General features: G+C 61.5%; 16 protein-coding genes. 5 read left to right on the forward strand and 11 right to left on the reverse strand.

The features are described from left to right. The coding region (locus tag TK42_RS07340) for a TonB-dependent receptor (RefSeq protein ID WP_256584523.1) at positions 1-1,945 on the forward strand (1,945 nt) is incomplete at its 5' end. 48 nt (positions 1,946-1,993) lie between these two features. On the opposite strand, the gene TK42_RS07345 is transcribed toward TK42_RS07340, so the two are convergent. From TK42_RS07345 to glnE, 8 genes are all read right to left on the reverse strand, one after another. Further along, positions 1,994-3,439 carry a lipopolysaccharide kinase InaA family protein gene (locus TK42_RS07345; protein ID WP_103733917.1) on the reverse strand — a complete coding sequence of 482 codons (1,446 nt, stop codon included), beginning with the start codon at positions 3,437-3,439 and terminating at the stop codon, positions 1,994-1,996. Further along, a complete protein-coding gene (locus TK42_RS07350) occupies positions 3,439-4,191 on the reverse strand; it encodes a lipopolysaccharide kinase InaA family protein (RefSeq protein ID WP_032878263.1) in 753 nt (250 codons plus the stop codon). Before TK42_RS07350 ends, TK42_RS07345 begins: the two co-directional genes overlap by 1 nt. Then, entirely contained in the window at positions 4,188-4,922 is a 735-nt protein-coding gene (locus TK42_RS07355; protein ID WP_005784139.1) for a lipopolysaccharide kinase InaA family protein, read from the reverse strand. The genes TK42_RS07350 and TK42_RS07355 overlap by 4 nt, the downstream gene beginning before the upstream one ends. After that, a complete protein-coding gene (gene rfaP / locus TK42_RS07360; RefSeq protein WP_032878264.1) occupies positions 4,922-5,728 on the reverse strand; it encodes a lipopolysaccharide core heptose(I) kinase RfaP in 807 nt (268 codons plus the stop codon). Before rfaP ends, TK42_RS07355 begins: the two co-directional genes overlap by 1 nt. Beyond that, positions 5,725-6,849, reverse strand: coding sequence for a glycosyltransferase family 4 protein (locus tag TK42_RS07365; protein WP_005784135.1), 1,125 nt, complete (start codon positions 6,847-6,849; stop codon positions 5,725-5,727). The genes rfaP and TK42_RS07365 overlap by 4 nt, the downstream gene beginning before the upstream one ends. Beyond that, the gene (waaC, locus tag TK42_RS07370; RefSeq protein ID WP_078820124.1) at positions 6,849-7,910 is read right to left on the reverse strand and encodes a lipopolysaccharide heptosyltransferase I; all 1,062 of its coding nucleotides are present in this window, start codon (positions 7,908-7,910) and stop codon (positions 6,849-6,851) included. The genes TK42_RS07365 and waaC overlap by 1 nt, the downstream gene beginning before the upstream one ends. Before the next feature lies 1 nt (position 7,911). Continuing rightward, the gene (waaF, locus tag TK42_RS07375; protein ID WP_103733918.1) at positions 7,912-8,946 is read right to left on the reverse strand and encodes a lipopolysaccharide heptosyltransferase II; all 1,035 of its coding nucleotides are present in this window, start codon (positions 8,944-8,946) and stop codon (positions 7,912-7,914) included. A gap of 222 nt (positions 8,947-9,168) precedes the next feature. Next, positions 9,169-12,108 (reverse strand): bifunctional [glutamate--ammonia ligase]-adenylyl-L-tyrosine phosphorylase/[glutamate--ammonia-ligase] adenylyltransferase, encoded by a 2,940-nt coding sequence (gene glnE / locus TK42_RS07380; RefSeq protein WP_103733919.1) that lies wholly within the window; start codon positions 12,106-12,108, stop codon positions 9,169-9,171. Between the two features lie 383 nt (positions 12,109-12,491). Between glnE and aceE the strand changes: the two genes are divergently transcribed. The 4 genes from aceE to msrA all read left to right on the forward strand — a co-directional run bounded on the left by aceE (position 12,492) and on the right by msrA (position 20,506). Next, positions 12,492-15,137, forward strand: coding sequence for a pyruvate dehydrogenase (acetyl-transferring), homodimeric type (gene aceE / locus TK42_RS07385; RefSeq protein ID WP_003187985.1), 2,646 nt, complete (start codon positions 12,492-12,494; stop codon positions 15,135-15,137). Positions 15,138-15,148: 11 nt separating this feature from the next. Then, positions 15,149-16,789: a dihydrolipoyllysine-residue acetyltransferase gene (gene aceF / locus TK42_RS07390; RefSeq protein ID WP_103733920.1), complete on the forward strand. Its 1,641-nt coding sequence runs from the start codon at positions 15,149-15,151 to the stop codon at positions 16,787-16,789. 303 nt (positions 16,790-17,092) lie between these two features. Then, on the forward strand, positions 17,093-19,786 hold the full coding sequence (locus TK42_RS07395; protein WP_032878268.1) for a bifunctional diguanylate cyclase/phosphodiesterase: 2,694 nt from the start codon (positions 17,093-17,095) through the stop codon (positions 19,784-19,786). A gap of 72 nt (positions 19,787-19,858) precedes the next feature. Next, entirely contained in the window at positions 19,859-20,506 is a 648-nt protein-coding gene (gene msrA / locus TK42_RS07400) for a peptide-methionine (S)-S-oxide reductase MsrA (protein WP_078820121.1), read from the forward strand. Between the two features lie 136 nt (positions 20,507-20,642). On the opposite strand, the gene TK42_RS07405 is transcribed toward msrA, so the two are convergent. The 3 genes from TK42_RS07405 to TK42_RS07415 form a co-directional block, all read right to left on the reverse strand. Further along, positions 20,643-21,479 carry a 23S rRNA (adenine(2030)-N(6))-methyltransferase RlmJ gene (locus TK42_RS07405; RefSeq protein ID WP_005784124.1) on the reverse strand — a complete coding sequence of 279 codons (837 nt, stop codon included), beginning with the start codon at positions 21,477-21,479 and terminating at the stop codon, positions 20,643-20,645. A gap of 97 nt (positions 21,480-21,576) precedes the next feature. Beyond that, positions 21,577-22,302, reverse strand: coding sequence for a DUF4123 domain-containing protein (locus TK42_RS07410; protein WP_103733921.1), 726 nt, complete (start codon positions 22,300-22,302; stop codon positions 21,577-21,579). Beyond that, the gene (locus tag TK42_RS07415) at positions 22,302-24,323 is read right to left on the reverse strand and encodes a type VI secretion system tip protein VgrG (protein WP_103733922.1); all 2,022 of its coding nucleotides are present in this window, start codon (positions 24,321-24,323) and stop codon (positions 22,302-22,304) included. Before TK42_RS07415 ends, TK42_RS07410 begins: the two co-directional genes overlap by 1 nt. Between the last annotated feature and the right edge of the window lie 185 nt (positions 24,324-24,508).

Below are 24,508 nucleotides of genomic sequence, written 5' to 3' on the forward strand. Positions count from 1 at the left end.
GCCGTATTCGGTAGACGGCATTAATCGTGAACAAATCAGCAACGGCCAACTGGGCATCAACGCCTCCGAAGCCCTGTCCCGCGTGCCCGGCCTGGTGGTGCAGAACCGCCAGAACTATGCACAAGACTTGCAGATCTCGTCCCGCGGCTTCGGCGCCCGTTCGGCGTTTGGCGTACGAGGCATCAAGCTGATCGCCGATGGCATCCCCGCCAGCACCCCCGACGGCCAGGGCCAGGCCGCAACGTTCAACCTCGACACTGCCGAGCGCATCGAAGTGCTGCGCGGCCCGGCGGCGACTCTGTATGGCAGTAACGCCGGCGGTGTGATCCAAATGTTCTCCCGCGACGGCGAAGGCCCACCGCGCATCGGCGCAGAAACGCTGGTGGGCAGCGACGGGCTGAACAAGAACCACCTTAGCGCGGAAGGCGCGGCGAATGGTGCCGGGTTCGTGCTCGATGCCTCACGCATGGACACCAACGGCTACCGCGACCACAGCAGCGCCCGGCGCGACCAGACCTTCGCCAAGCTCAACTTCCAGCCGGATGACGACAGCAAGCTGGCATTGATCTACAGCAGCCTGGAGCAGAACGGTACGCAGGATCCGCTGGGGCAGACCTGGACAGCGTACAAGGCCGATCCGCGTTCGGTAAGCGCCAACGCGCTGACCTATAACACGCGTAAAAGCATCGATCACCAGCAATTGGGAATGAACTACGAGCGCTACATCGGCAATGCGACGTTGCAGGTCAATGCGTATACCGGGCGCCGCAGTGTGATTCAGTACCTGTCGATCCCAAAAGGCACACCCGCCAACGAACGTGGCGGCGGCGTGGTGCAATTCGACCGCAAGTTCTACGGTGGCAGCGTGCGCTGGATGCAGCCCATCGACAGTGCGCCCGGCGACTTGATGATCATCACTGGCCTGGACTTCGACCAAAGCGAAGACAGCCGCCACGGTTATCAGAACTACAGCGGCAACACCCTCGGCGTGAAAGGCCAACTACGCCGCGACGAAATCGACACGGCTCGTAGCCTCGATCCGTATATCCAGGCCAACTGGGCCCTCGACCGCTGGACCCTGCAAGCCGGTGTCCGGCACAGCACCATGCAGATGGACGTCGATGATCAATTCCTGAGCAATGGCGATGCCAGTGGTAACAAGACCTACCAGAAAAACACGCCTTCGATGAGCGTGATGTATGCATTCACGCCCGACCTGCACGGCTATATCAGTGCAGGCAAGGGCTTTGAAACCCCGACCCAGGCCGAGCTGGCCTATGCCCCGGGCAACGTCGAGGGCTTCAACTTCGGCTTGAAGCCGCCTGAAAGCACTCAGTATGAAATAGGTGTGAAGGCGCAACTGAACAACACGCGGATCAACGCCGCCGTTTTTCAAATCACTACCGAGGACGAACTGGTGGTGCAGCAATCCATCGGTGGCCGTACCAGCTACCAGAACGCCGGTCGCACACTACGTCGCGGCTTCGAACTGGGTGTTGAAAGCCAACTGAACGAGCACTGGAGCACCAGCCTCGCCTATACCCGCCTCCAAGCCACCTACGACAGCGATTTCGCCAGCGGCGCCAACACCATCGACAAGGGCAACTACCTCCCCGGCGTCCCCCAAACCACCCTGTTCGCCGAACTGAACTGGAAGCCACGGGACTGGGTCAGCACGGCCATCGAAGGTATGTACCGCAGCAAAGTCTATGTCGAAGACACCAATAGCCAACACGCTGCACCGGGCTACAGCGTCTTCAACTGGCGGGCACGGTTTGAGCAGAAGGTGGAGCACTGGACCTTTCACCAGACCTTGCGCCTGGATAACCTGCTGGATCGTCAATATGTGGGGTCGGTGATTGTGGGTGACGGCAACGGGCGCTACTACGAAGCAGCACCGGGGCGCTCGTGGTATGCAGGCGCTGGGGCTGAATATCAATTCTGATGTGGGAGGGGGCTTGCCCCCTTCCACATTTGGGTATCAGGCGCCCGCTTAAACCACGATGGTTTTAGGCAACCGCTGATCGATCAACTGATACAACGCACTGCCCTGCGGCCAATTGCGCATAAACCGCGCCCGGTCTTTAGCGTATGCCGGCGCAAAACTGGCAACAGAGCCGTGCTGACACATGGCATCCAGATCAATCATCGCCCAACGCCCGTCATTCCAGAACAGGTTATGGCCTTTGAAATCGCCATGACTGATGCGCTCGCCAATCAACTGGGTAAACAACTGTTCCAGTGCGAGCAGCTCGCTCTCAGGCGCATCGCCGTTTTCAACATACGGCGCAAAGCGCTCGATGATGTCCGGCCCCGGCAGAAACTCGGTGACCAGATACGCACGGCTGCGCAGCCATAAAAAGCGCTTCTCCAGCACCGCCAGTGGCTTGGGCGTAGCAAAGCCGAGAAACGCCAGGCGGTTACCCTCGCGCCAGGAATGCCAGGCTCGGCTCGGGCGCCAGAAGCGCTTGAGCCAGTGGGCAAAGCCTTTGATGTTGTAGCGCTTGATCACCAACGGCCGACCAGCCACTTCGACCTTGGCCACACTGGCCGCGCCGCCAGTCTTGTACAGGTGGCCCTGGTCGAGCAAGGCGTCTGCCTGTTCCAGCACCGGTAACATGGCCGTTTCTTCTTCGCGACGAATCGCACGCAAGCCAAAGGCGCCACGCACCACGCTGAACAGCGTGCATTCGCGGCCAGTCTTGTCCAGAAAGTCCTTCAAGCGCCAGGCGCTGACTTTGCGCACCTGCTTTTCCAGGGCTTGCAGCGGCAAGGCGTGCTCACCATTACCCAGCAGGTAGTACACCAATAATTCTTCGGTAAACGGCTCAAGGTTTTTCGGCAGCTGGGCGAAAAACACGCCGAGGTTTTCCAGCACGCGATTGCGCGACAACGGCTTACCCGCCTCCTCGACACAAATGCCTGCGCCATCGATCAAGTACAGCTTGCCGTCCTGGCGCAGCAGGTTGTCCAGGTGCAGGTCTTCCTGCCACAGGCCTTTGGCATGCATTTGCGCAATCGCGCCCAATGCTTCGGCGAGCACGGCGGTTTGTTCGTCCGCCAACGGCGGCAGATGTTCGACGGCGTGCCACGCATCGGCTAGGCTTTGGGCGCCCTCGATAAACTCAAACAGCAGCCAGCCGCCCTCGCCGTCCTGCAAGCCATCGGCCAACAACAACGGTGTGGTCAGGCCTTGCTCAGCCAACAAACGCACACCCTTGAGTTCACGCTGAAAATGCCGCGCCGCCTTGCTGCCAACCAACAATTTGGCCAATACCGGGCGACCACGCCACACTGCCGCGCCCACGTAGCGCTGCCCGGGCAACACCCGCAGCAGGCTCAGCAGTTGCAACTGCCCCGGGCCTGCCGCATCCGCCAGATCGATGGTCAACGGCAGGCTGGGGCTACGGCCGGCATTTTTCAGCTCGGATAAACGCATCAGCGGTTCTCCTTGTGGCTGCGGCGTGCGGTCAGGCGCTGGTGCCAAGTGGAGACCAGGTCGCTGTCCTCGGGCTGCTCAAGATACGCCGCCAGCAGCTGGCGCACCTGCGCGTCCGACCATTGGGGCGCGCGACGCAGCAGCGGTTCCAGGTCCTTGACCCGGTCACGCCAGCCAAACAGCAACGGACGGGTTTTTTCCAGGTCGATCAGCTGCGCGGCATAACCCTCAGCGGTGGCCTGCAGGAAAATATGCTTGGGGTAAAAACAGCCATGCACCTGCCCGACGCTGTGCAGATGACGCGCCAGCTTGCCGCACGCCGACAGGATCGCACTGTGCTGGGCGACGCTCAATTGCTGCCACTGCTCCAGCAACGAATCCAGGTCGTTCCAACCATCCAGAGCACGGGTAAGCAGCATTGCCCGGCGCTCGCCCTTAACCTTGCGCTCACCGAAGAACGCCGCCTGCAGAGCAGGGATTCCGAGCTTTCGATACAGGCTGATATTACGGAACTCGCGCGCAAAACTCGGCTCGCCAAACGGCCGGTGCAAGGTGCGCGTCAGGTAGTTGCTCTGGCGCTTGAGGTAATAGCCCTGCCCTTCAAGCTCCAGGCGATACACACTGCTCCAGCCGCCGTGACTGGTATTGGGCTCGTCCACTGCGTCCAGTTGCTTGGCCCACAGGGCGTCAAACGTCGCCAGACCGTTGCGCTCAAGCAAGGCGCGGTCTTCGGCCGCCAGGAAGTCACTCATTCGCGTCCCTCAAAAAACTTCACCACGTGACGAATTCGCCGTTTGTCCGACGCCGACAAGTGCGTGCGCTGGCGGTATTGCAGGTAGAAACGCAGGCGCTGGGTGGCCGACAGGTGATATTTGGCGACCTTGTCCAGGCAAGCCAAGTCCTTGGTGATGCGGTACTTGAGCCAGAAACCACGCCAGAAATCACCGTTGGGGCAATCGATCAGGTACAGGGTTCGTTGGTCGTCCACCAGCAGGTTGCGCCACTTCAAGTCGTTATGAGTGAAGCGGTGCTCATGCATGGTGCGCGTGTATTCGGCGAGCTGGCGGCTGATGCCATCGACCCACCGGGGGTCTTTCAGGCGTTCGTCATTGCGCTCGGCCAGCACTGACAAGTCTTCCGTCTTGGGCAGCTCGCGGGTAATCATCGCGCCCCGGTTATAAGCCAGGCCCTTGCGGTCCAGGCCCCAGGCGACGACATCAGCCGTCGGGATGCCCCACTTGGCGAAACGCTTGAGGTTCTGCCATTCGGATTTCACCCGCGGCCTGCCCAGGTAACGGCGCAAGCCTTTGCCGGCGCCCACGTAGCGCTTGACGTAATAATTGACCCCGCCGCGCTCGACCCGGATGACTTCCGACAGCGGGTCGCGGGTCAATCGCTCGCCTTGCAAGGCAAATACCGCCTCCAGGCTTCCAAAGTCATCCGCCAGGGCGGCATAGGCAGGTTCCAGGTTCCAACCCGCCATCAGAGCGCATCCCCGTATCGTTGCTTGCGCGCGTAAAGCTTGGCGGCCATGCGCTCAAGCTCAGACAGCAGCGCAGCTTGCTCCGCCAGGATCTGGCGCAACGGCTGCTGGAAGTACGTCTTGAGAAAGCGCAGCTTGTCGCGCTGGGTCAGGCCGATCTCCAATGCGGAGTAATACAGGCCGGCCAGGTCCTTGTTACGCCAGCGCAGTGGAATCGTCGGACGCACCTGCGCACGGTGCAGGTCGATCACCGACAATTTCAGATTGTCGACGGTAATGGGCTGGTCCGTGTGCAACAGGAAATGGCAGAGGTAGCAGTCGCGATGGTTCACGCCACCGCGGTGCATCGCGCCGACGGTGCGCGCCAGCTCACGGGTCAAGGCGTGTTTGATGGCCGGCACGGGCGGTTGCTTGACCCAATCGAGGGTCAAGTCTTCCAGGCTGATAATCGGCGTCAGTTCCTGGGTAATGATGAACGAATGCTGGTCGGCCGGGTTGCTGCCTTTTTCGCCAAAGGCCACGGCGGTCATGGTCGGCACGCCCAGCGCTTGCAGGCGCTGGATCGCCAGCCACTCCAGGCCTGCGCCCAGTACCGGCAACTTGGCCGTGACCAGGTTCTTGAGGATTTCGCCCCAGCCAATGCCACGGTGAATCTTCACAAAGTAAGGCTGGCCTTCGACCACCGTACGCAACGTACGGCGAGCGGCCAGCTCGCGGAACACCTGGCCTTGCAGCTTCTCGACCTCGGCGAACGCATCGCGTCCGGCCCAGAGGGTCTTGAAGGGTTCGGCTAGAATCAACTTCATCGGTTTGGCTCCGCCAGAATCAGGTCCGCAGCGTACTGCGGCATGCTATAGAGGTCGGCCGTCTCGGCGAAGGCCAGACCATTGCGACTCCAGGTCGCACGCGCGTGTGGATCGTCGAGCATATCCACCAGGTACTGGTTGAGCTGGGCTTGCTCGAACGGCTCGTCCAACACCCGGCCGCTCTGGGCCTTGTCGATGTAGAACGCGTAGCCACACACCCGGCTCACCAGTACCGGGAGGCCGGCGACCACCGCTTCGACCAGCACCATGCCGGCCGCCTCGTTGTACGCAGGGTGAATCAGCAGGTCGGCGCCCAGCAGGAAACGCGGGATATCACTGCGGCCCTTGAAGAACTGCACCTGATCGCCCAGACCCAATGCCGCACTCTGCAATTGGAATACCTTGGGGTCGTCCTGACCGATTACAAACAGTCGGGTGCGCTTCTTCAGCTTGGAAGGCAAGGCGGCCACGGCCTTGAGGCTGCGGTCGACGCCCTTGGTCTTGAAGCCCGAACCGATCTGCACCAGCAACAGGTCGTCCTCGGCCAGGCCGAACTCACGACGAAACTCGGCGCGGATTTCGGCCGCGTCAGGCGGAGCGCGCCGGTCGCGGGCAATGCCCGGCGGCAGCAAGTGGAAACGCTCGGCCTGGGTGCCGTAATACTGGGTGAACAACTTCTGCTGATGTTCGGACAGCACCATGATTTGGGTCTTGGCGTCCTTATCGAACACCGCGCGCTCGTATTCGGCGAAGTGCCGATAGCGCCCGAACCAGCGGTACATGGGGTTGCGCAGGTTTTGAGCCTTGTCTTCGAACACCCCGTCGGCGGCAAAATACACATCCAGCCCCGGCATCTTGTTGAAGCCCACCACGCGATCCACCGGCCGCTTGGCCAGGTCGGCCTGTATCCAGGCATACAGCTTTTCATTGCGACGGTGATTGACCAGCGCCTTGACCGGCGCCACCAGTACTTCGAAGCCGGGTGGGATGTCGCCTTCCCAGATCAGCGTATAGACACGAATCTTGTGGCCGCGCTGCTGGCACTCCAGGGCGATGCGCATGAAGTCGCGCTGCAAGCCACCGAAGGGAAAGTACTTGTACAGAACAAAAGCCAGTTGCATCAGTGCTGCTCCTCAGCCAGTAACAACGTGCTCAGCCGGCTTGCTACACGCTCAGGATTCAAGCGCGTGAAGCACAGGGGCGACTCACGCTTGATGTCGAACCGCCGCAGGTCGTCGGCGGTAGGTTGATAGGTACACTGCTTTTGCAGGCACGGCGCACACGGCCAGTCGCTGGCCAAATGGATCTGGCCCTTGCCGTAAGCGCCAGTAAGGCCCGGATTGGTGGGGCCGAACAGGGAAATGGTCGGCACATCCAGCGCTGCCGCCAGGTGACCGAGGCCGGTGTCCACCGCCACACAGGCGCGGGCGCCCGCCAACACGCCGGCCACGCCCGCCAGGTTGAGTTTGGGCAGCACTTCGGCGTTGGGCAGGCCTTGGGCCAGGCGCTCGGCCCGAGCCTTTTCGGCGGCGTTACCCCACGGCAATTTCACGTCCACGCCCAGGCGCCCCATGCGTTCGGCCAGCTCACGCCAATAGGCTTCGGGCCAGTGCTTGGTGTCCCAGGTAGTGCCGTGCAGCAGCAACACAAAGGGTTTTTTCGGCGGCAGGCCCAGCAGCTTTTCAACGCTCAGGCCATAGTCGCCCAAGCCTTTGGGCAGGTCGTAGCCCAGGGCCACGGCGAACAGTTGGCGCAAGCGCTCTACCGCGTGTTGCCCGCGGGCCACGGCCAGGCGTCGTGAATAAAAACGCGCAGCGATCGGCTCACGGGCCGAGTTTTTATCAAAGCCGGCCACTGGAGCACGCACATAGCGGGTCAGCCAGGCGCTTTTCAGCAGGCCCTGGGCGTCGATCACCAGGTCATACTTGGTCGACTGCACGGTCTGCTTGAAACGCCGCCACTCGCCACTCTTGATGGTTTGCCAAAGGTTTTTGCGCCAGCGGCGAATCGCCACCGGGATCACCTTGTCCACCGCCGGGTGCCAGGTCGGGATTTCGGCAAAGCCTTCTTCCACCACCCAATCAAAGCGAATGCCGGGAATCGCCCGTGCTGCATCGGTCAACGCCGGCAAGGCATGGATCACATCGCCCAGGGATGAGGTCTTGACTACCAGTACCCGCAACTCAGTGAACCTCGACCACATCGCCCTGCAACCGCTGCAAGGCATCGGTTATCGGCTGCGGCAGCAATTGGCGCAGGCAGTTGTAGTGGCCGAAGCGGCAGGTGCGATCAAAACACGGGCTGCAATCCAGGCCCAGGCGCACCACTTCGACCTTGTCGGCCAAGGGCGGGGTGAAGCCTGGGGACGTGGAGCCGTACACCGCTACCAGCGGGCGGTTCAGCGCCGCCGCCACATGCATCAGGCCGGAGTCGTTGGACACCACCGAGTCGGCGCAGGACAACAAGTCGATAGCCTCGGCCAGGGACGTGTCGCCACTGAGGTTCACCGCCTCTTCGCGCAGGCCGGGAATCAGGCGCTGACGAATATCTTCACCTACCGAATGATCGTTCTTCGAACCGAACAGCCACACCTGCCAGCCTTCGCGGATCTTGGTCTCGGCGACCTTGGCGTAATGCTCCGACGGCCAGCGCTTGGACTCGCCAAACTCGGCGCCAGGGCACAAGGCCAGAACCGGCCGATCAAGGGTGAGGCCGAACTTGGCCAGCGCCGCATCGCGGGTCACCGGGTCGATCTGCAAGCTGGGGCGCGGGTACGGCGTGGGCAATTGCGCGCCGGGCTCGTAGGCCAGGGCCATGAAGCGCTCGATCATCAGCGGGTAGCGGGCTTTATCCAGGGTGCGTACGTCATTGAGCAGCACATAGCGAAACTCACCGCGCCAGCCGGTGCGCTTGGGGATGCCGGCAAAAAAAGGCACCAGCGCCGACTTGAGCGAGTTGGGCAACAGGATCGCCTGGTCGTACTGGCCGGCCATGGATTTGCCGATGCGTCGGCGGGTCGCCAGTTCCAGGGCACCGTGGCCGAGCGGAAAGCTCAAGGCCTTGCGCACCTCGGGCATGCGCTCCAGGATCGGCCGGCTCCACTCAGGGGCGAGCACGTCGATCTGGCAGTCTGGATAGCGCTGGCGCAGGCACTGGAAAAGTGTCTGTGCCATCACCATGTCACCGACCCAACTGGGCCCAACGATCAGAATATTCATGTAGTTTCCACAAACGATGCGGGGAGGCTTATGCCTCCCCGCCTCGATAATGACTGTAGATCGCGGCGCGCCAGGGAGCATCTTTATGTGGGAGCTGGCTTGCCTGCGATTGCATCACCTCGGTATCACTGATAAACCGAGGCGCCTGCATCGCGGGCAAGCCCGGCTCCCACATTAATCCGCATCCCATATAAAAATTGGCGTCGCCCAATCAGTCGAGTTTCAATTTAAGCCCAGCGCTTGCCAGATTCGCATCACGTGTCGCCGTTCGTCGGCAAACTGGTCCCCGGCGACCGTGCCGGCCTCGTTCTGCAAGGCCTGGCGGTGGGCGGCGGAGCGGTAGGCCTTATATACCTCACGCAGCAAATGGGCATCGGCGGCGGGCATCAGCCCGACCTGCTCAAGGCCCTCCAGAATGCGAATATTGTCGGTGTAGCGCAGCAACGATGGATGTTGCGCAGACCACGCCAAAGCCGCGTATTGCACCATAAATTCAATATCGACGATACCTCCGGCGTCCTGCTTGAGGTCGAACACCGCCGTGGCCTCGAAGGCATTGGCGCCCCTGCCGGCCGCCGTGGCCTTGGTACCCAGGTTATCGCGCATCTTGGTGCGCATCTCGCTGACCTCCTGGCGCAGCTTCGCCAAGTCCCGTTCACGCCCCAATACGTTGGCACGTACCTGCTCGAATGCATGGCCCACATCCTGGCTGCCCACCAGCACCCGTGCGCGGATGAGCGCCTGATGTTCCCAGGTCCAGGCTTCATTTTGTTGATAGCGATCGAAGGCGCCCAGGGAGCTCACCAGCAAGCCGGATGCGCCGGAAGGTCGCAGGCGCATGTCCACTTCATACAGCTGGCCGGAGTTGGTTTGGGTGGTCAGCAGGTGAATGATGCGCTGGCCCAGACGCGTGAAGAACTGCGCGCCGTCAATCGGCTTGGCGCCATCGGTCTCGGCCTGGGGGTCGCCATCGTGGATAAACACCAGATCCAGATCCGAACCATGCCCCAGTTCGATGCCGCCGACTTTCCCATAACCGACAATGATGAACCCAGGATCGCACAGGGTACCGTCCAGGCGCTGCGGCGCGCCGTGGCGGGCGACAGTCTGGCGCCAGGCCAGGGCCAGCACTTGCTCAAGAATGGCTTCGGCCAGCCAGGTGAGGTAGTCGCTGACTTTCATCAGCGGCAGGCTGCCAGCGATTTCCGAGGCCGCGACTCGCAGGCGGTGCGCCAATTTAAAGTGACGCAGGGCCTCCATTTGCTGTTCAAGGTCGTCCTCGGGAATGCGGGTGAGGCGCTCGCGCAGCTCGGCTGCCAACTCCGGCGCCAGCGGCGGCTTGAACAGGCGGCCCTCGTTGAGCAGTTCATCGAGCAACAACGGGAAACGGGTGATCTGTTCGGCGATCCACGGGCTGGCGGCGCACAGGGTCAGCAGGCGACGCAGCGCATCCGGGTTCTCGGTGAGCAACACCAGATAGGCCGAACGCCGGGCGACGGCCTCCACCAACGGCAACACGCGCTCCAGCACCAGGTCCGGGTTGGCGTGCTCGACCGCCTGGGCCAGCAGGCGCGGAATGAATGCATCCAGGCGCTCGCGCCCCAGCCGCTGCATGGCACGCAACTGCGGGCTGCCACGCAGGCCGGCCAAGGCCTTGAGGGCTTTGGGTGCATCGGTGAAACCGCCCTCGGCCAATTGACGGCACGCGGCGTCGTCATCCTGGGATTCCTCCCACAGCGGCAACCACTCACCACCGACGACCAATTCACTTTCTTCGCCTTCTTCTTCATCAGGGTCGGCAATCACTTGACGAAAGTGCCAGTCCACGCGGCCACGCCAGTACATCAGGCGTTCGTGGAACGCAGCCCAGTCGCTGAAGCCCAGCATGAAGGCGATACGCGCCTGATCTTCGGGATTGTGCGGCAGCATTTGGGTCTGGCGGTCGGCAATCGCCTGGATGGCGTGCTCGGTGTAGCGCAGGAATTCGTAGCCATTGCGCAGTTCGGTGATCACCGCAGCCGGCAGGTAACCCTGCCCCTCAAGCGTACCCAGCACGTTCAGCAGTGGGCGTTGTTGCAGGCTGAGGTCGCGGCCGCCATGAATCAGCTGGAACGCCTGGGCAATAAACTCCACCTCCCGAATGCCGCCTGAGCCCAGCTTGATGTTCTCGGCCATACCCTTGCGCCGTACTTCCTGCTGGATCAACTGCTTCATGGTGCGCAGCGCTTCGATGGCGGAAAAGTCCAGGTAGCGGCGGTAGACGAACGGGCGCAGCATATCGAGCAACTGCGCGCCGGCGACTTGATCACCGGCCACTACGCGCGCCTTGATCATGGCGTAGCGTTCCCAATCCCGGCCCTGATCCTGGTAGTACTGCTCCAACGCGTTGAAGCTGAGCACCAGCGCACCGGCCGAGCCGTAGGGACGCAGGCGCATATCCACACGGAAGACAAAACCGTCGACCGTCATAGGATCAAGGGCCTTGATCAATTTTTGACCAAGACGAATAAAGAATTCCTGATTGTCCAGGGAGCGCTTTACCCCCACCGTCTCGCCGCCTTCGGGGTAGGCAAAAATCAGGTCGATATCCGACGAGAGATTCAGCTCCACCGCACCGAGCTTGCCCATGCCGAGGATGACCATATGCTGCGCCTCACCGCTGCGCCGCCCGGTCGGCGTGCCGAACTGCGCGCAGTGGCGCTGGTACAGCCATTGGTAGGCCTGGTCGATGCTGGCGTCGGCCATGTCGGAAAGGTCGCGACAGGTTTGCACCAGGTCGGCCTGGCGCGTCAGGTCGCGCCAGATGATGCGCACCTGCTGGCGCGTGCGCTGGCGGCGCAGCACGCGGCCCAACTCATCTTCTGTTTCGGCCTGTTGCACGGCGCCGGCAATCTGGCTGCACAGCTCACCGGGCGCAAAGCTGCGGTCCAGCTCACCCCAGGCCACCAGTTCGAGCAACATCAAAGGGTCACGAACACTCTGTTCAATGACAAAATCACTGGCAGCGCACACGCGGGCGAAGTCGGCCCACCGTTGCGGCGTCCACGCAGAAAGGCCATGATCGTCGTCCAGCGCGGCCACCGCGTCACGAAATGACTGCTCGGCCCGCTGGGCATAAGGCAAGAGAATGGCCGGCAGTTCGGCCAGCGTTGGAAGGCTCATGGTCTATCCTTGATCGGCGTGTAATTGGCGTGTAGTTGTGAACGCAAGAGCCATGCTCGATGAAGGACTGTCGAACAAAAGTTAGAAATAGCTGAAATTAAATTAATCTTGGCAGGCAACATCAAACTTTCACCTTTTCTTGTTCGCAATAGACCAACAATAACGATTATGCTCACCAGCAAGACCGAGCCATACGCTCAGTCTTGTGTAGTTTTACTACTCGTATATACATTCGAAAGGCTGAAATGGCCGACGATTTGTAGTAAAACTACAGGACGCCGAAGCAACCTTCGGCCATCCAAGAATTTATGTCGTCTGCCCACAAGGCCAGTCGCAAACTTCAGGCAACCGATTCTGGTAGCCTTTCCGCCCTGGAGCAAGCCATGCAAGACCTCGATCCCGTCGAAACCCAGGAATGGCTGGACGCCCTGGAATCGGTTCTCGACAAAGAAGGCGAAGACCGTGCTCACTACCTGATGACCCGTATGGGCGAACTCGCGACCCGCAGCGGCTCGCAACTGCCTTACGCCATCACTACGCCATACCGCAACACCATCCCCGTTACCCACGAAGCACGCATGCCTGGCGACCTGTTCATGGAACGCCGCATTCGCTCGCTGGTACGTTGGAACGCCATGGCGATGGTAATGCGCACGAACTTGAAAGATTCGGACCTGGGCGGTCACATTTCCAGCTTCGCTTCCAGCGCCACCCTGTATGACATCGGCTTCAACTACTTCTTCCAGGCCCCGACCGACGAACACGGCGGCGACCTGATCTACTTCCAGGGCCACACCTCGCCAGGCGTCTACGCCCGTGCGTTCATGGAAGGTCGCATCAGCGAAGAGCAAATGAACAACTTCCGCCAGGAAGTCGACGGTCAGGGCCTGTCGTCCTACCCGCACCCTTGGCTGATGCCTGATTTCTGGCAGTTCCCGACCGTTTCCATGGGTCTGGGCCCGATCCAGGCGATCTACCAGGCACGCTTCATGAAGTACCTGGAAGCCCGTGGCTTCATCCCGGAAGGCAAGCAGAAAGTCTGGTGCTTCCTGGGTGACGGCGAGTGCGACGAGCCGGAATCCCTGGGGGCCATTTCCCTGGCCGGCCGCGAGAAGCTCGACAACCTGATCTTCGTCATCAACTGCAACCTGCAGCGCCTCGACGGCCCGGTTCGCGGCAACGGCAAGATCATCCAGGAACTCGAAGGCGTGTTCCGTGGTGCTCAGTGGAATGTGACCAAGGTCATCTGGGGCCGTTTCTGGGACCCACTGCTGGCCAAGGACGTCGACGGCATCCTGCAACGTCGCATGGACGAAGTCATCGACGGCGAGTACCAGAACTACAAGGCCAAAGACGGCGCGTTCGTTCGCGAACACTTCTTCAACACGCCTGAACTCAAGGCGATGGTTGCCGACCTGTCCGACGACGAAATCTGGAAGCTCAACCGTGGCGGCCACGACCCGTACAAGGTCTACGCGGCGTACCACGAAGCGGTCAACCACAAAGAACAACCAACCGTCATCCTGGCCAAGACCATCAAGGGTTATGGCACCGGTGCCGGCGAAGCGAAGAACACCGCGCACAACACCAAGAAAGTCGATGTCGACAGCCTGAAGTTGTTCCGCGACCGCTTCGACATTCCGGTCAAGGACGAAGAGCTGGAGAACCTGCCGTTCTTCAAGCCTGAGCCAAACAGCGCCGAGGCCCGCTACCTGAGCGAGCGCCGCAGCGCACTGGGTGGCTTCGTGCCACAGCGCCGCGCCAACAGCTTCAGCGTACCGACGCCGGACCTGAGCACCCTCAAGGCCATCCTTGACGGCTCGGGCGACCGTGAAATCTCCACCACCATGGCCTTCGTGCGCATCCTCGCGCAATTGGTCAAGGACAAGGACATCGGCCCGCGCATCGTCCCGATCATCCCGGACGAAGCCCGTACCTTTGGTATGGAAGGCATGTTCCGCCAGTTGGGCATCTACTCCTCCGTCGGCCAGCTCTACGAGCCAGTCGATAAAGACCAGGTGATGTTCTACAAGGAAGACAAGAAGGGCCAGATCCTCGAAGAAGGCATCAACGAAGCGGGCGCCATGAGCTCCTTCATCGCTGCCGGTACTTCGTACTCCAGCCACAACCAGCCGATGCTGCCGTTCTACATCTTCTATTCGATGTTCGGCTTCCAGCGTATTGGCGACCTGGCTTGGGCAGCAGGCGACAGCCGTACCCGTGGCTTCCTGATCGGCGGTACCGCCGGGCGCACCACGCTGAACGGCGAAGGCCTGCAACACGAAGACGGTCACAGCCACATCCTGGCTGCCACCATCCCGAACTGCCGCACCTTTGATCCAACCTACGGCTATGAGCTGGCGGTGATCATCCAGGACGGCATGAAGAAGATGACCGAAGAGCAGCAGGACGTTTTCTACTACATCACCGTGATGAACGAGTCCTACCAGCAGCCAGCCATGCCGGCCGGTGTGGAAGAAGGCATCATCAAGGGCATGTACCTGCTCGAAGAAGACACCAAGGAAGCGGCGCACCACGTACAGCTGATGGGCTCCGGCACCATCCTGCGCGAAGTGCGTGAAGCGGCGAAGATCCTGCGTGACGAATTCAACGTCGGCGCCGACGTGTGGAGCGTGACCAGCTTCAACGAACTGCGTCGCGACGGCCTGGCCGTAGAGCGCAGCAACCGTCTGCACCCTGGCCAGAAGCCAGCCAAGAGCTACGTCGAAGAGTGCCTGGCCGGCCGTAAAGGTCCAGTCATTGCCTCTACCGACTACATGAAACTGTTTGCTGAACAAATTCGCCAGTGGGTCCCGTCCAAGGAATTCAAAGTCCTGGGCACCGATGGTTTCGGCCGCAGTGACAGCCGCAAGAAGCTGCGTCACTTCTTCGAAGTCGACCGTCACTTCGTGGTGTTGGCAGCCCTGGAAGCCTTGGCTGACCGTGGTGAGATCGAACCCAAGGTGGTGGCTGACGCCATCGTCAAGTTCGGGATCAACCCGGAAAAACGCAACCCACTGGACTGCTGAGGAGATTTTTTGTGAGCGAACTCATTCGCGTACCTGACATCGGCAGCGGTGAAGGTGAAGTAATCGAGCTGTTTGTGAAGGTCGGCGACACCGTCGAAGCCGACCAGAGCATCCTGACCCTGGAGTCGGACAAGGCGAGCATGGAAATTCCTGCTCCCAAGGCCGGCGTGGTCAAGAGCCTGAAGGTCAAGCTGGGCGACCGCCTGAAAGAAGGCGACGAACTGCTGGAACTGGAAATCGAAGGCGCCGCTGATGCAGCCCCTGCGGCGGCTCCGGCTGCCGCTGCTGAACCTGCGCCTGCCGCTGAAAAACCTGCTGCCGAGGCCCCAGCGGCCCCGGCTGCTGCACCTGCCGCCGCCACCGTCCAGGACATTCACGTCCCGGACATCGGCTCGTCGGGCAAGGCCAAGATCATCGAGCTGCTGGTCAAGGTCGGCGACACCGTCGAAGCCGATCAGTCGCTGATCACCCTGGAGTCCGACAAGGCCTCCATGGAAATCCCTTCGCCGGCTGCCGGCGTAGTGGAAAGCATCGCGGTCAAGCTGGAAGACGAAGTCGGCACCGGTGACTTCATCCTCAAGCTGAAAGTACAAGGCGCTGCCCCGGCCGCCGCTCCAGCACCGGCGGCTGCTCCGGCTGCCAAGGCTGAAGCCGCTCCGGCCGCTGCTGCCCCGGCACCTGCTGCAAAAGCCGAGGCCACACCGGCCCCTGCTGCTGCCGCACCTGCGCCAAGCGGTGCCAAGGTGCACGCCGGCCCTGCCGTGCGTCAGTTGGCCCGCGAGTTCGGCGTCGAGCTGAGCGCCGTCTCGGCCAGCGGCCCGCACGGTCGTGTGCTGAAGGAAGACGTGCAGGCTTACGTCAAAGCCATGATGCAAAAGGCCAAGGAAGCACCGGCTGCCGGCGCGACGGGCGGCTCGGGCATTCCGCCGATCCGTACCGTGGATTTCAGCCGCTTCGGCGAAACCGAAGAAGTGCCGATGACCCGCCTGATGCAAATCGGCGCGGCCGGCCTGCACGCCAGCTGGCTGAACATCCCGCACGTGACTCAGTTCGACCAGGCCGACATCACCGACCTGGAAGCTTTCCGCGTTGCGCAGAAAGCCGTGGCCGAGAAGGCCGGCGTGAAGCTGACCGTGCTGCCACTGCTGCTCAAGGCCTGCGCGCACCTGCTCAAGGAACTGCCGGACTTCAACAGCTCGCTGGCGCCAAGCGGCAAGGCGATCATTCGCAAGAAGTACGTCAACATCGGCTTTGCCGTCGACACTCCGGATGGCCTGCTGGTACCGGTCATCAAGAACGTCGACCAGAAGAGCCTGCTGCAACTCGCTGGTGAAGCGGCTGCGCTGGCTGCCAAGGCCCGCGACAAGAAGCTCACCCCGGATGACATGCAGGGCGCCTGCTTCACTATCTCCAGCCTCGGGCACATTGGCGGCACTGGCTTCACGCCAATCGTCAACGCGCCGGAAGTGGCGATCCTGGGTGTTTCCAAGGCCACCATCCAGCCTGTGTGGGACGGTAAAGCGTTCCAGCCCAAGCTGATGCTGCCACTGTCGCTGTCCTACGATCACCGTGTGATCAACGGCGCCGCCGCTGCACGCTTCACCCAGCGCCTGAGCCAGTTGCTGAACGACATCCGCACCATCCTGCTGTAAGCCGCAGAGCCTTCCCTTTACGGGGAAGGCCCTTGCCGCACCGATTTCCGAGCGCCACGCTCGTACCTCAACCCCGCCACTTGGCGGGGCTTTTTTTGTGCGCTCGGTGTACGCACAGAACAGGTTTGTACACCTTCTGTCACTTCGATTGCAGAAATCCCCCGCACGGCCGATAACTGCCTTATAGCACTTAGCCTTCATCCTCTCTTGTCAGTGCGTGCCGCATGATGCAACCTTGCCGCAGGCGACAGTAAAGAGGGCGTGAGCCGGGCGCCACGCGCATTTTCCCAAGCGAGTTTCCCCATGAAAAGCCAACCCGATGTCGCCCGTATGGCGGCCGAGGTAGTGACGCAATTACCGGTGCCTTCGCGCCTCGGTATGCTGCGTTTCGAGCGGCTTAATGAGGCAAGCTGGGCCCTGCTGTACCTCGATCCCAATTGCGAGCGCCAGTTCGGCCTGCCAGCGGTGGAACTCTGCGCGCTGATCGGCACGCCCTACGCCAGCCTGATGGAGCCCCAGGCCCGCTATCAGCTGCACGACGCAATCCAGCAGCAACTGACCCACAGCCCCCATTACCTGGTGCGCTATACCCTACACACCCATGACGGCCCGATGAGCCTGCTGGAAATGGGCGAGGCCTACAAACAACACAACCGCCATCTGCTGCGCGGCTACCTGATGGTGGTCGACGGGCTGTTCAGCGATACCACCGCGCCCGCCCCGACCGCTGACCTGGAAAACCAGAACAGCCGCCTGCAGATCGCCCTGGAACTCAACCAGCGTGCGCAGCAGGAACAGTTGCAACACCTGGAACGGGTGCGCGCCCAGCAGGAGCTGATCCTGCTGCTGGCCCGACAGCGCTACACCACGCCCAATTCGCTGCAAGAAGCCGCTGAGCTGATCACCCGTAGCGCGTGCGACATTTACCAGATCGACTGCGCCAGCATCTGGCACCTCGAAGGCCAACATCTGGTGCCTATCTCGGCGTACCACCGCGCCGACCAACAGCACCGCCTGCCCCAAGCCATCGACGCCAGCGGTTTCCCGGATTATCTGGAAGCCCTGCACTCCAGCCGCGCCATCGACGCCACCCATGCCCAACGTGACCCGCGCACCCGGGAAATGGCCGAAAGCCTGCGCGCCAACGATATCCACGCGATGCTCGACGCCAGTATTCGTGTCGACGGCCAGGTCGTCGGCGTGCTGTGCCTGGAACAAAGCGGCAGTTCACGTGCCTGGCAGTCCGATGAAATCGCGTTTGCCGGCGAGCTGGCAGACCAGTTCGCGCAAGTCATCAACAACCACAACCGCCGTACCGCCACCAGCGCCCTGCACCTGTTCCAGCGTGCTGTGGAACAAAGCGCCAACGCCTTTCTGCTGGTCAATTGCGACGGCGTGGTGGAGTACGTCAACCCCAGCTTCACCGCAATTACCCAATACAGCGCGGAAGAAGTCCACGGCCATCGCCTGGCGCAACTGCCAGCCCTGGAAAATCTCAGTGAGTTGCTGTTCGACGCGCCGTCGGCCCTGGCCAAAAGCAACAGCTGGCAAGGCGAGTTCAAAAGCCGGCGCAAGAACCTGGAGCCCTACTGGGGCCAGTTGTCGATTTCCAAGGTGTATGGCGATAACCGCGAGTTGACCCACTACATCGGCATCTACGAAGACATCACCCAGACCAAGCTGGCGCAACAGCGCATCGAGCGTCTGGCCTACACCGACAACCTGACCAACCTGGGCAACCGACCGGCGTTCATCCGTAACCTCGACGAACGCTTTGCCCGCGACAGCGACAGCCCGATCAGCCTGCTGCTGGTGGACATCGACAACTTCAAGCGCATCAACGACAGCCTCGGCCACCAGACCGGCGACAAGTTGCTGATCAGCCTGGCCCGCCGTTTGCGCAATAGCTTGAGCAGCGGTGGCAGCCTGGCACGCTTTGCCAGTAACGAGTTCGCAGTGCTGTTGGATGATTCCGACCTGGAGACCGGCCAGCAGGTCGCCAGCCAGTTGCTGGCCACGCTCGACAAGCCGATGTTCGTCGACAACCAGTTGATCAGCGTCACCGGCTCCGTGGGCCTGGCCTGCGCGCCGCTGCATGGCCGCGACCCGCAGACGCTGATGCGTAACGCAGGGCTGGCGCTGCACAAGGCCAAGGCCAACGGCAAACACCAGGTGCAAGTGTTTACCGAAGCGTTGAATGCCGAAGCCAGCTACAAGCTGTTCGTGGAAAACAACCTGCGTCGCGCCCTGACCCAGAACGAGCTGGACGTGTTCTACCAGCCCAAACTGTGCCTGCGCAGCGGCCGTCTGCTGGGCATGGAAGCCCTGTTGCGCTGGAACCACCCGGAAAAGGGCATGATCCGCCCCGACCAGTTCATCAGCGTGGCCGAAGAGACCGGGTTGATCATTCCGATCGGCAAATGGATCGCCCGCCAGGCGTGCCGCATGAGCAGGCAGTTGAGCGCCGCCGGCATGGGCAATTTGCAGGTGGCGATCAACCTGTCGCCCAAGCAATTTTCCGATCCGGACCTGGTGACCTCGATTGCCACCATCCTCAAGGAAGAACAGCTACCGGCCAACCTGCTGGAGCTGGAGCTGACCGAGGGTTTGCTGCTGGAAGCCACCGAAGACACGCGCCTGCAACTGGACCAGTTGAAAAGCTTTGGCCTGACCCTGGCCATGGACGATTTCGGCACCGGTTACTCGTCGCTGAGCTACTTGAAAAAATTCCCCATCGACATCATTAAGATTGATCGCAGCTTTATCCACGAGATCCCGGATAACCAGGACGACATGGAAATCACCTCGGCAGTGATCGCCATGGCTCACAACCTCAAGCTCAAGGTGGTGGCCGAAGGCATCGAGACAGCCGAACAGTTGGCGTTCCTGCGCAGACACCGCTGCGATGTCGGCCAGGGCTACCTGTTCGACCGACCGATCCCCGGTGCAGAGCTGCTGACAATGCTTAAACGCTACCCGCGCGGGCCAATCGCCTGACAGCGCTGTAACACTCGGGCACACTGACTGTCTGACAATTTACTGTTACTCAACCTGACGAGAGGACTGATCATGGTCTTGCGCTCGGAAATTCTGGTGAACAAAAACGTGCTGCCTACTCAAGAACAAGCTTTGCCTGGCCGTGAAACCCCGATGAAGCTGCCGGAAACGCACTTCGTCAACGGCAACCCGCTGCTGGGTCCGTTTATTGATGACGTCGGTTTTGCGATCTTCGGCCTGGGTTGTTTCTGGGGCGCTGAACGTAAATTCTGGGAACGCGACGGCGTGGTCAGCACGGTGGTCGGCTATGCCGGCGGTTTCACGCCGAACCCGACCTACGAAGAAGTCTGCTCGGGCCTGACCGGCCACAGCGAAGTGGTGCTGGTGGTGTATGACCAGGCCAAGCTCAAGTATGAAGACCTGTTGAAGATGTTCTGGGAACTGCATAACCCGACCCAGGGCATGCGCCAGGGCAATGATATTGGCAGCCAGTACCGCTCGGTGATCTACGCCACCACGCCTGAACAACTGGCGGCGGCCAAAGCCAGTGCCGAGGCTTATCAGCAAGAGCTGAACAAGGCCGGCCTGGGTGAGATCACCACGGAAATCGAAGAAGCACCGACGGTGTACTTTGCCGAGGCGTATCACCAGCAGTACCTGGCGAAGAATCCGCAGGGGTATTGCGGGATCGGCGGCACAGGCGTGACCTGCCCGATCTAAGGTCAACATAGAACCAAATGTGGGAGGGGGCTTGCTCCCGATTGCGGTGTGTCAGTTACAGAAGTACTGACTGACACTCAGCAATCGGGAGCAAGCCCCCTCCCACATTTAGTTTTGTGTGTGGCCTGAGCGCTGACTATTCAGCGATAAGCCAATCCATCTGCCACCCACCCTGGGTCTGCCCAAGTTTCTTGGACAGCCACGGCAGCAACTCACGCAACTCCTCTTCCAGACCCCACGGCGGGTTGGCAATCGCCAGGCCCGAGCCGGTCAGGGTGTTGGGCGTGTCCAGTGGATGCACCAGCAGTTCCACCCGCAGCAGCTTCGGCGCACCGGTACCGGCCAGGTCCTGGTAGAAGCGGCGCAACATGCGCTGGTCCTTCACCGGGTACCAGATCGCCGCGACCGTCTGGCGCATGCGGCTGACGGCTTCCTTGAGGGACGCCGCACAACGCTGCATTTCGTCGAGCTTCTCGAACGGCGGATCGATCAGCATCAACGCGCGTTTTTCCGGCACCGGCAACAGGGCACGCGGCACATGCCAGCCTTCGCCCAGATGCACTTTGACCCGGCGATCACCCTTCATATTGTCCTTGAGCAGCACGCCATCTTCGGGGTGCTTCTCGTTGAGCAGCACACGGTCCTGGGGACGCGTGAGGCGTCGCGCCAGCTCCGGCGAGCCCGGGTAGTAGCGCAACTGGCCGTCCGGGTTCATCTCGTGCAGCACGCGCATGTAGTCCGCGGTGAGCGGCGGCAGGTCGCTTGCGCCCCACAGGCGAGCGATGCCTTCCAGGTATTCACCGGTGCGGTTGGCCTGGTCGCCCTGCAAGTCGTACAGGCCAATGCCGGCATGGGTGTCGAGGTAGGCGAACGGCTGCTCCTTGCGCGACATCAGGGCGATGAGGCGGGTCAAGGTCAGGTGTTTGAAGACATCGGCGTGGTTGCCGGCGTGAAAGGCGTGACGATAATTCATGGTTGCTCCTGCGCAGGGGGCGAAGTTTACCTTCTACCGGTGCAAAGGTGCAGGGCCGCATGGCGGGCGGTACGGATATCACGCGAGCCTCATGGGTTTAACTCAGTTGTGCGCCAAGGTAGTCCGCCAACTCGGCATGGCTGATATCCGGCCTGCGTGCGAAGTAGGCGACCTTGTGCTGCAGGATCGTGGGTGTAAACACAGTGTATAAGTCGGGACGCTGCTCCTGGAGCCATTGCAACACGTTGTCGATCAGCACCTGGGGCGAGTGTTGCGCCAGGCTTGCCAACAATGGCGCCGGCACTCGCCACCAAGGGCTGGGTTTGGCCGCAGCCACCTGGCGGGGCGAGACTGCCAACGACTGTCCATTGATTAAGTAACGCTGGAATACGGGCAGCACAGTGGCGGCATCGTCACCCAACTGCTGCAACATCGGCAAAAACTGCGCGCCATCCCAGAAGCGCAAAAATACCGGCTGATCTTCAGCCAGGTACACCTGGGTCAAACCCTTCAAGTGATCGATCACAACCTCCAACGGGCACGAAGACACCGCCAGCCAGCCCCAGTCCAAGGCCTGGGTGGTGGCTACCCAGTCGAGAAAAGCACTGCCAGGCTCGACAACGCCAACATAAGGCATCACCTCATTCCAATCGGCATAGGGCGTGCCCGCCCACACCGGTTGCGGCGGTGGTGCGACCGCTATGGTTTGCCAGGCTGCAAACGGCTTGGCCTCGCTGGTGTTGCCCATGACGACGTATAGCTGCTCATCAGGCTGCAACGGTTTTTGGGCCAGCCAGGCGCGGGGCGTCAAGGGTGAGGCCATCAGGGGAAACTCCGTGCGTAGGCGCTGATATCGCACTGCCCGTTTTTGCAGCGCTCACACTCTTCGCAAAACGGCGCACTGCGCTTGAGGCTGGCCACTTGCGCAGGGCTTAGCGGCGCGGGAATAACGGCCAACAATGTTTCCTTCACCCCCGGCATTAACGGCGGCGCCGCCGGAACAGGCGCGCCGCCTGGCTGGATTGGCACACTGCTGAATATCCCGCCCGCCGACAGCGTGATCGACTGCCCGCCCGCTTGAATCGTCACGCTGGCCCCCGCATCAATGACGATGCTTTGCCCAGCGCCCAATTGAATGGTCTGCCCGGCACGCATGTACTGCGAACCGCCGACCGCCAGATGATCATCCTGCTTGAGTTCAGTGAGGCGGTTGCCATGGGTGATGCGCCGCTCTTCACCCTGCAACTCATGGTGCGACTCGCCGCCCACCCGCACACGACGCTGGTTATCGACCTGCACCTGTTGGTCATTGAGCACATGCTGGGTCCAGTCCCGCTGGGCGCGCAGGTAGATTTCCTCGGCCCCCTTACGGTCTTCGATGCGCAGTTCGTTGTAGCCTCCACCGCCCGGGCTGCTCTGGCTACGCAGGATACTGCGGGTCTTGTCCGCCGGCAGGTCGAGGGGCATCGGCGTGGCGGCATTAGGCAGGCACCCCACCACCAGCGGCATATCCAAATCACCATTGACGAAGCCCACCAGCACCTCCATGCCGACCCTGGGGATCAGCACCACACCATAGCGGTCATGGGCCCAGCCGCTGGCCACCCGCAGCCAGCAACTGGAATGATCGTTGTGCTCGCCGATGCGATCCCAAGCCATCTGCACCTTTACCCGTCCGTATTCGTCGCAATGGATCTCACTGCCAACCGGGCCAGTGACCACTGCGCTTTGGTAACCCGATATCGTCGGGCGCGGCTGCTCAGCCAAGGGCGGGCGAAAGATTGCATCCCACGGCGTGGCAACAAAGGTGTTGCCATACCCCTGACGAAACGCCCCGCCAACCACCTCGGTGACCGCTTCCTCCAGCACCTGGGGCTGTTTGCCTTCGTGGGTGACTTGGGTGACCAACCATAAGTCATTCCACTCCTCGCGCGGGTGCTCCCTCAATTGCAGGAACCTGCCGCCGGCCAAGGCCGGCTCGTCGCTTTGCCCCTGGGCGATGCGGTAGTCGCTGCGGTGCCGCTCCAGGCTACGCTGGGCGAGGTATTTGCCATGGGCCCGGTCGGAAAAATAGCCGGGGAACTGCTGCGCCTCAAGCTTGGGCAACTGCGCGTCGGCCGCCGTGCTTTGCAGCTCGAGGTGCGGTTTGCAAAAATCGTAATCGCGCAGATTGACCGCCGTGGTGCGGGCTGCCAATTGCAGTGTGAAACGCTTGATCGCCGGCGCCTGGGCAACCATGCCCGACCCAGGCCGGTACGGCGTGGGCTGATCGACCTGGGCAAATACCGTCTGGTCATCGCCAAACACCAGCAAATGAGCATCGGGGCAATGCTGAAAGTGATAGTGAATGCCGACTTCGGCACACAGGCGTTGGATGAACGCCAGATCCGTCTCACCGAATTGCACGCAATACTCACGCTCAGGGTATTGACCGCTCAGCCGGAACTCAAAGCTGTCACTGTGGATGCCCTGCCCCGCCAACACCTGCGCAACGATCTGCGGCACCGTCTGATGCTGGAAAATCCGCTGATGACTGCTGTGCGCCAGATACGCCAGGTGCGGCGCCAGGCTGAGCTGGTAGCGTGTCAGGCGCCGTCCGGAATCGCCTTGGGCGACCCGGTACACCAGGCCATGCACACCATGGCCGCGGTCATCGAAACCCAGGTATACCTGACGATGCAGCAAGCTCTCCAGGTCGATATCCGGCTGCTCGCTGACCAGCTCAAGTTCGAAACGGTAAGGCTGGCTGATGGCCTCGGAGCCACTGAACTCATACACCTTGAGGTCACTGGGCGCCCCATCCAGGGCCAGGGTAAATGCACTTTGGTTGGCAGGAGCGAACATCCGGTGTTTCTCTGCGAAGGGTGGGCAGCCGATTCTGCACCAGCTTTTTGCCGGGCCGGGCGTAACGCAGCCAAATCAGTAAGGTCCTACCTGTGCCTTCATCCAGCCACCCTCGAAGGCAACCAGGCGAACTGGCCGAAACAAAAACGGCCCGCCATCCAAAGGACGCGGGCCGTTTTTGTTTC

The sequence above is a fragment of the Pseudomonas sp. GZJR-8 genome (assembly GCF_002916705.1).
In the GTDB taxonomy this organism is placed as follows: Bacteria; Pseudomonadota; Gammaproteobacteria; order Pseudomonadales; family Pseudomonadaceae; genus Aquipseudomonas; species Aquipseudomonas synxantha_A.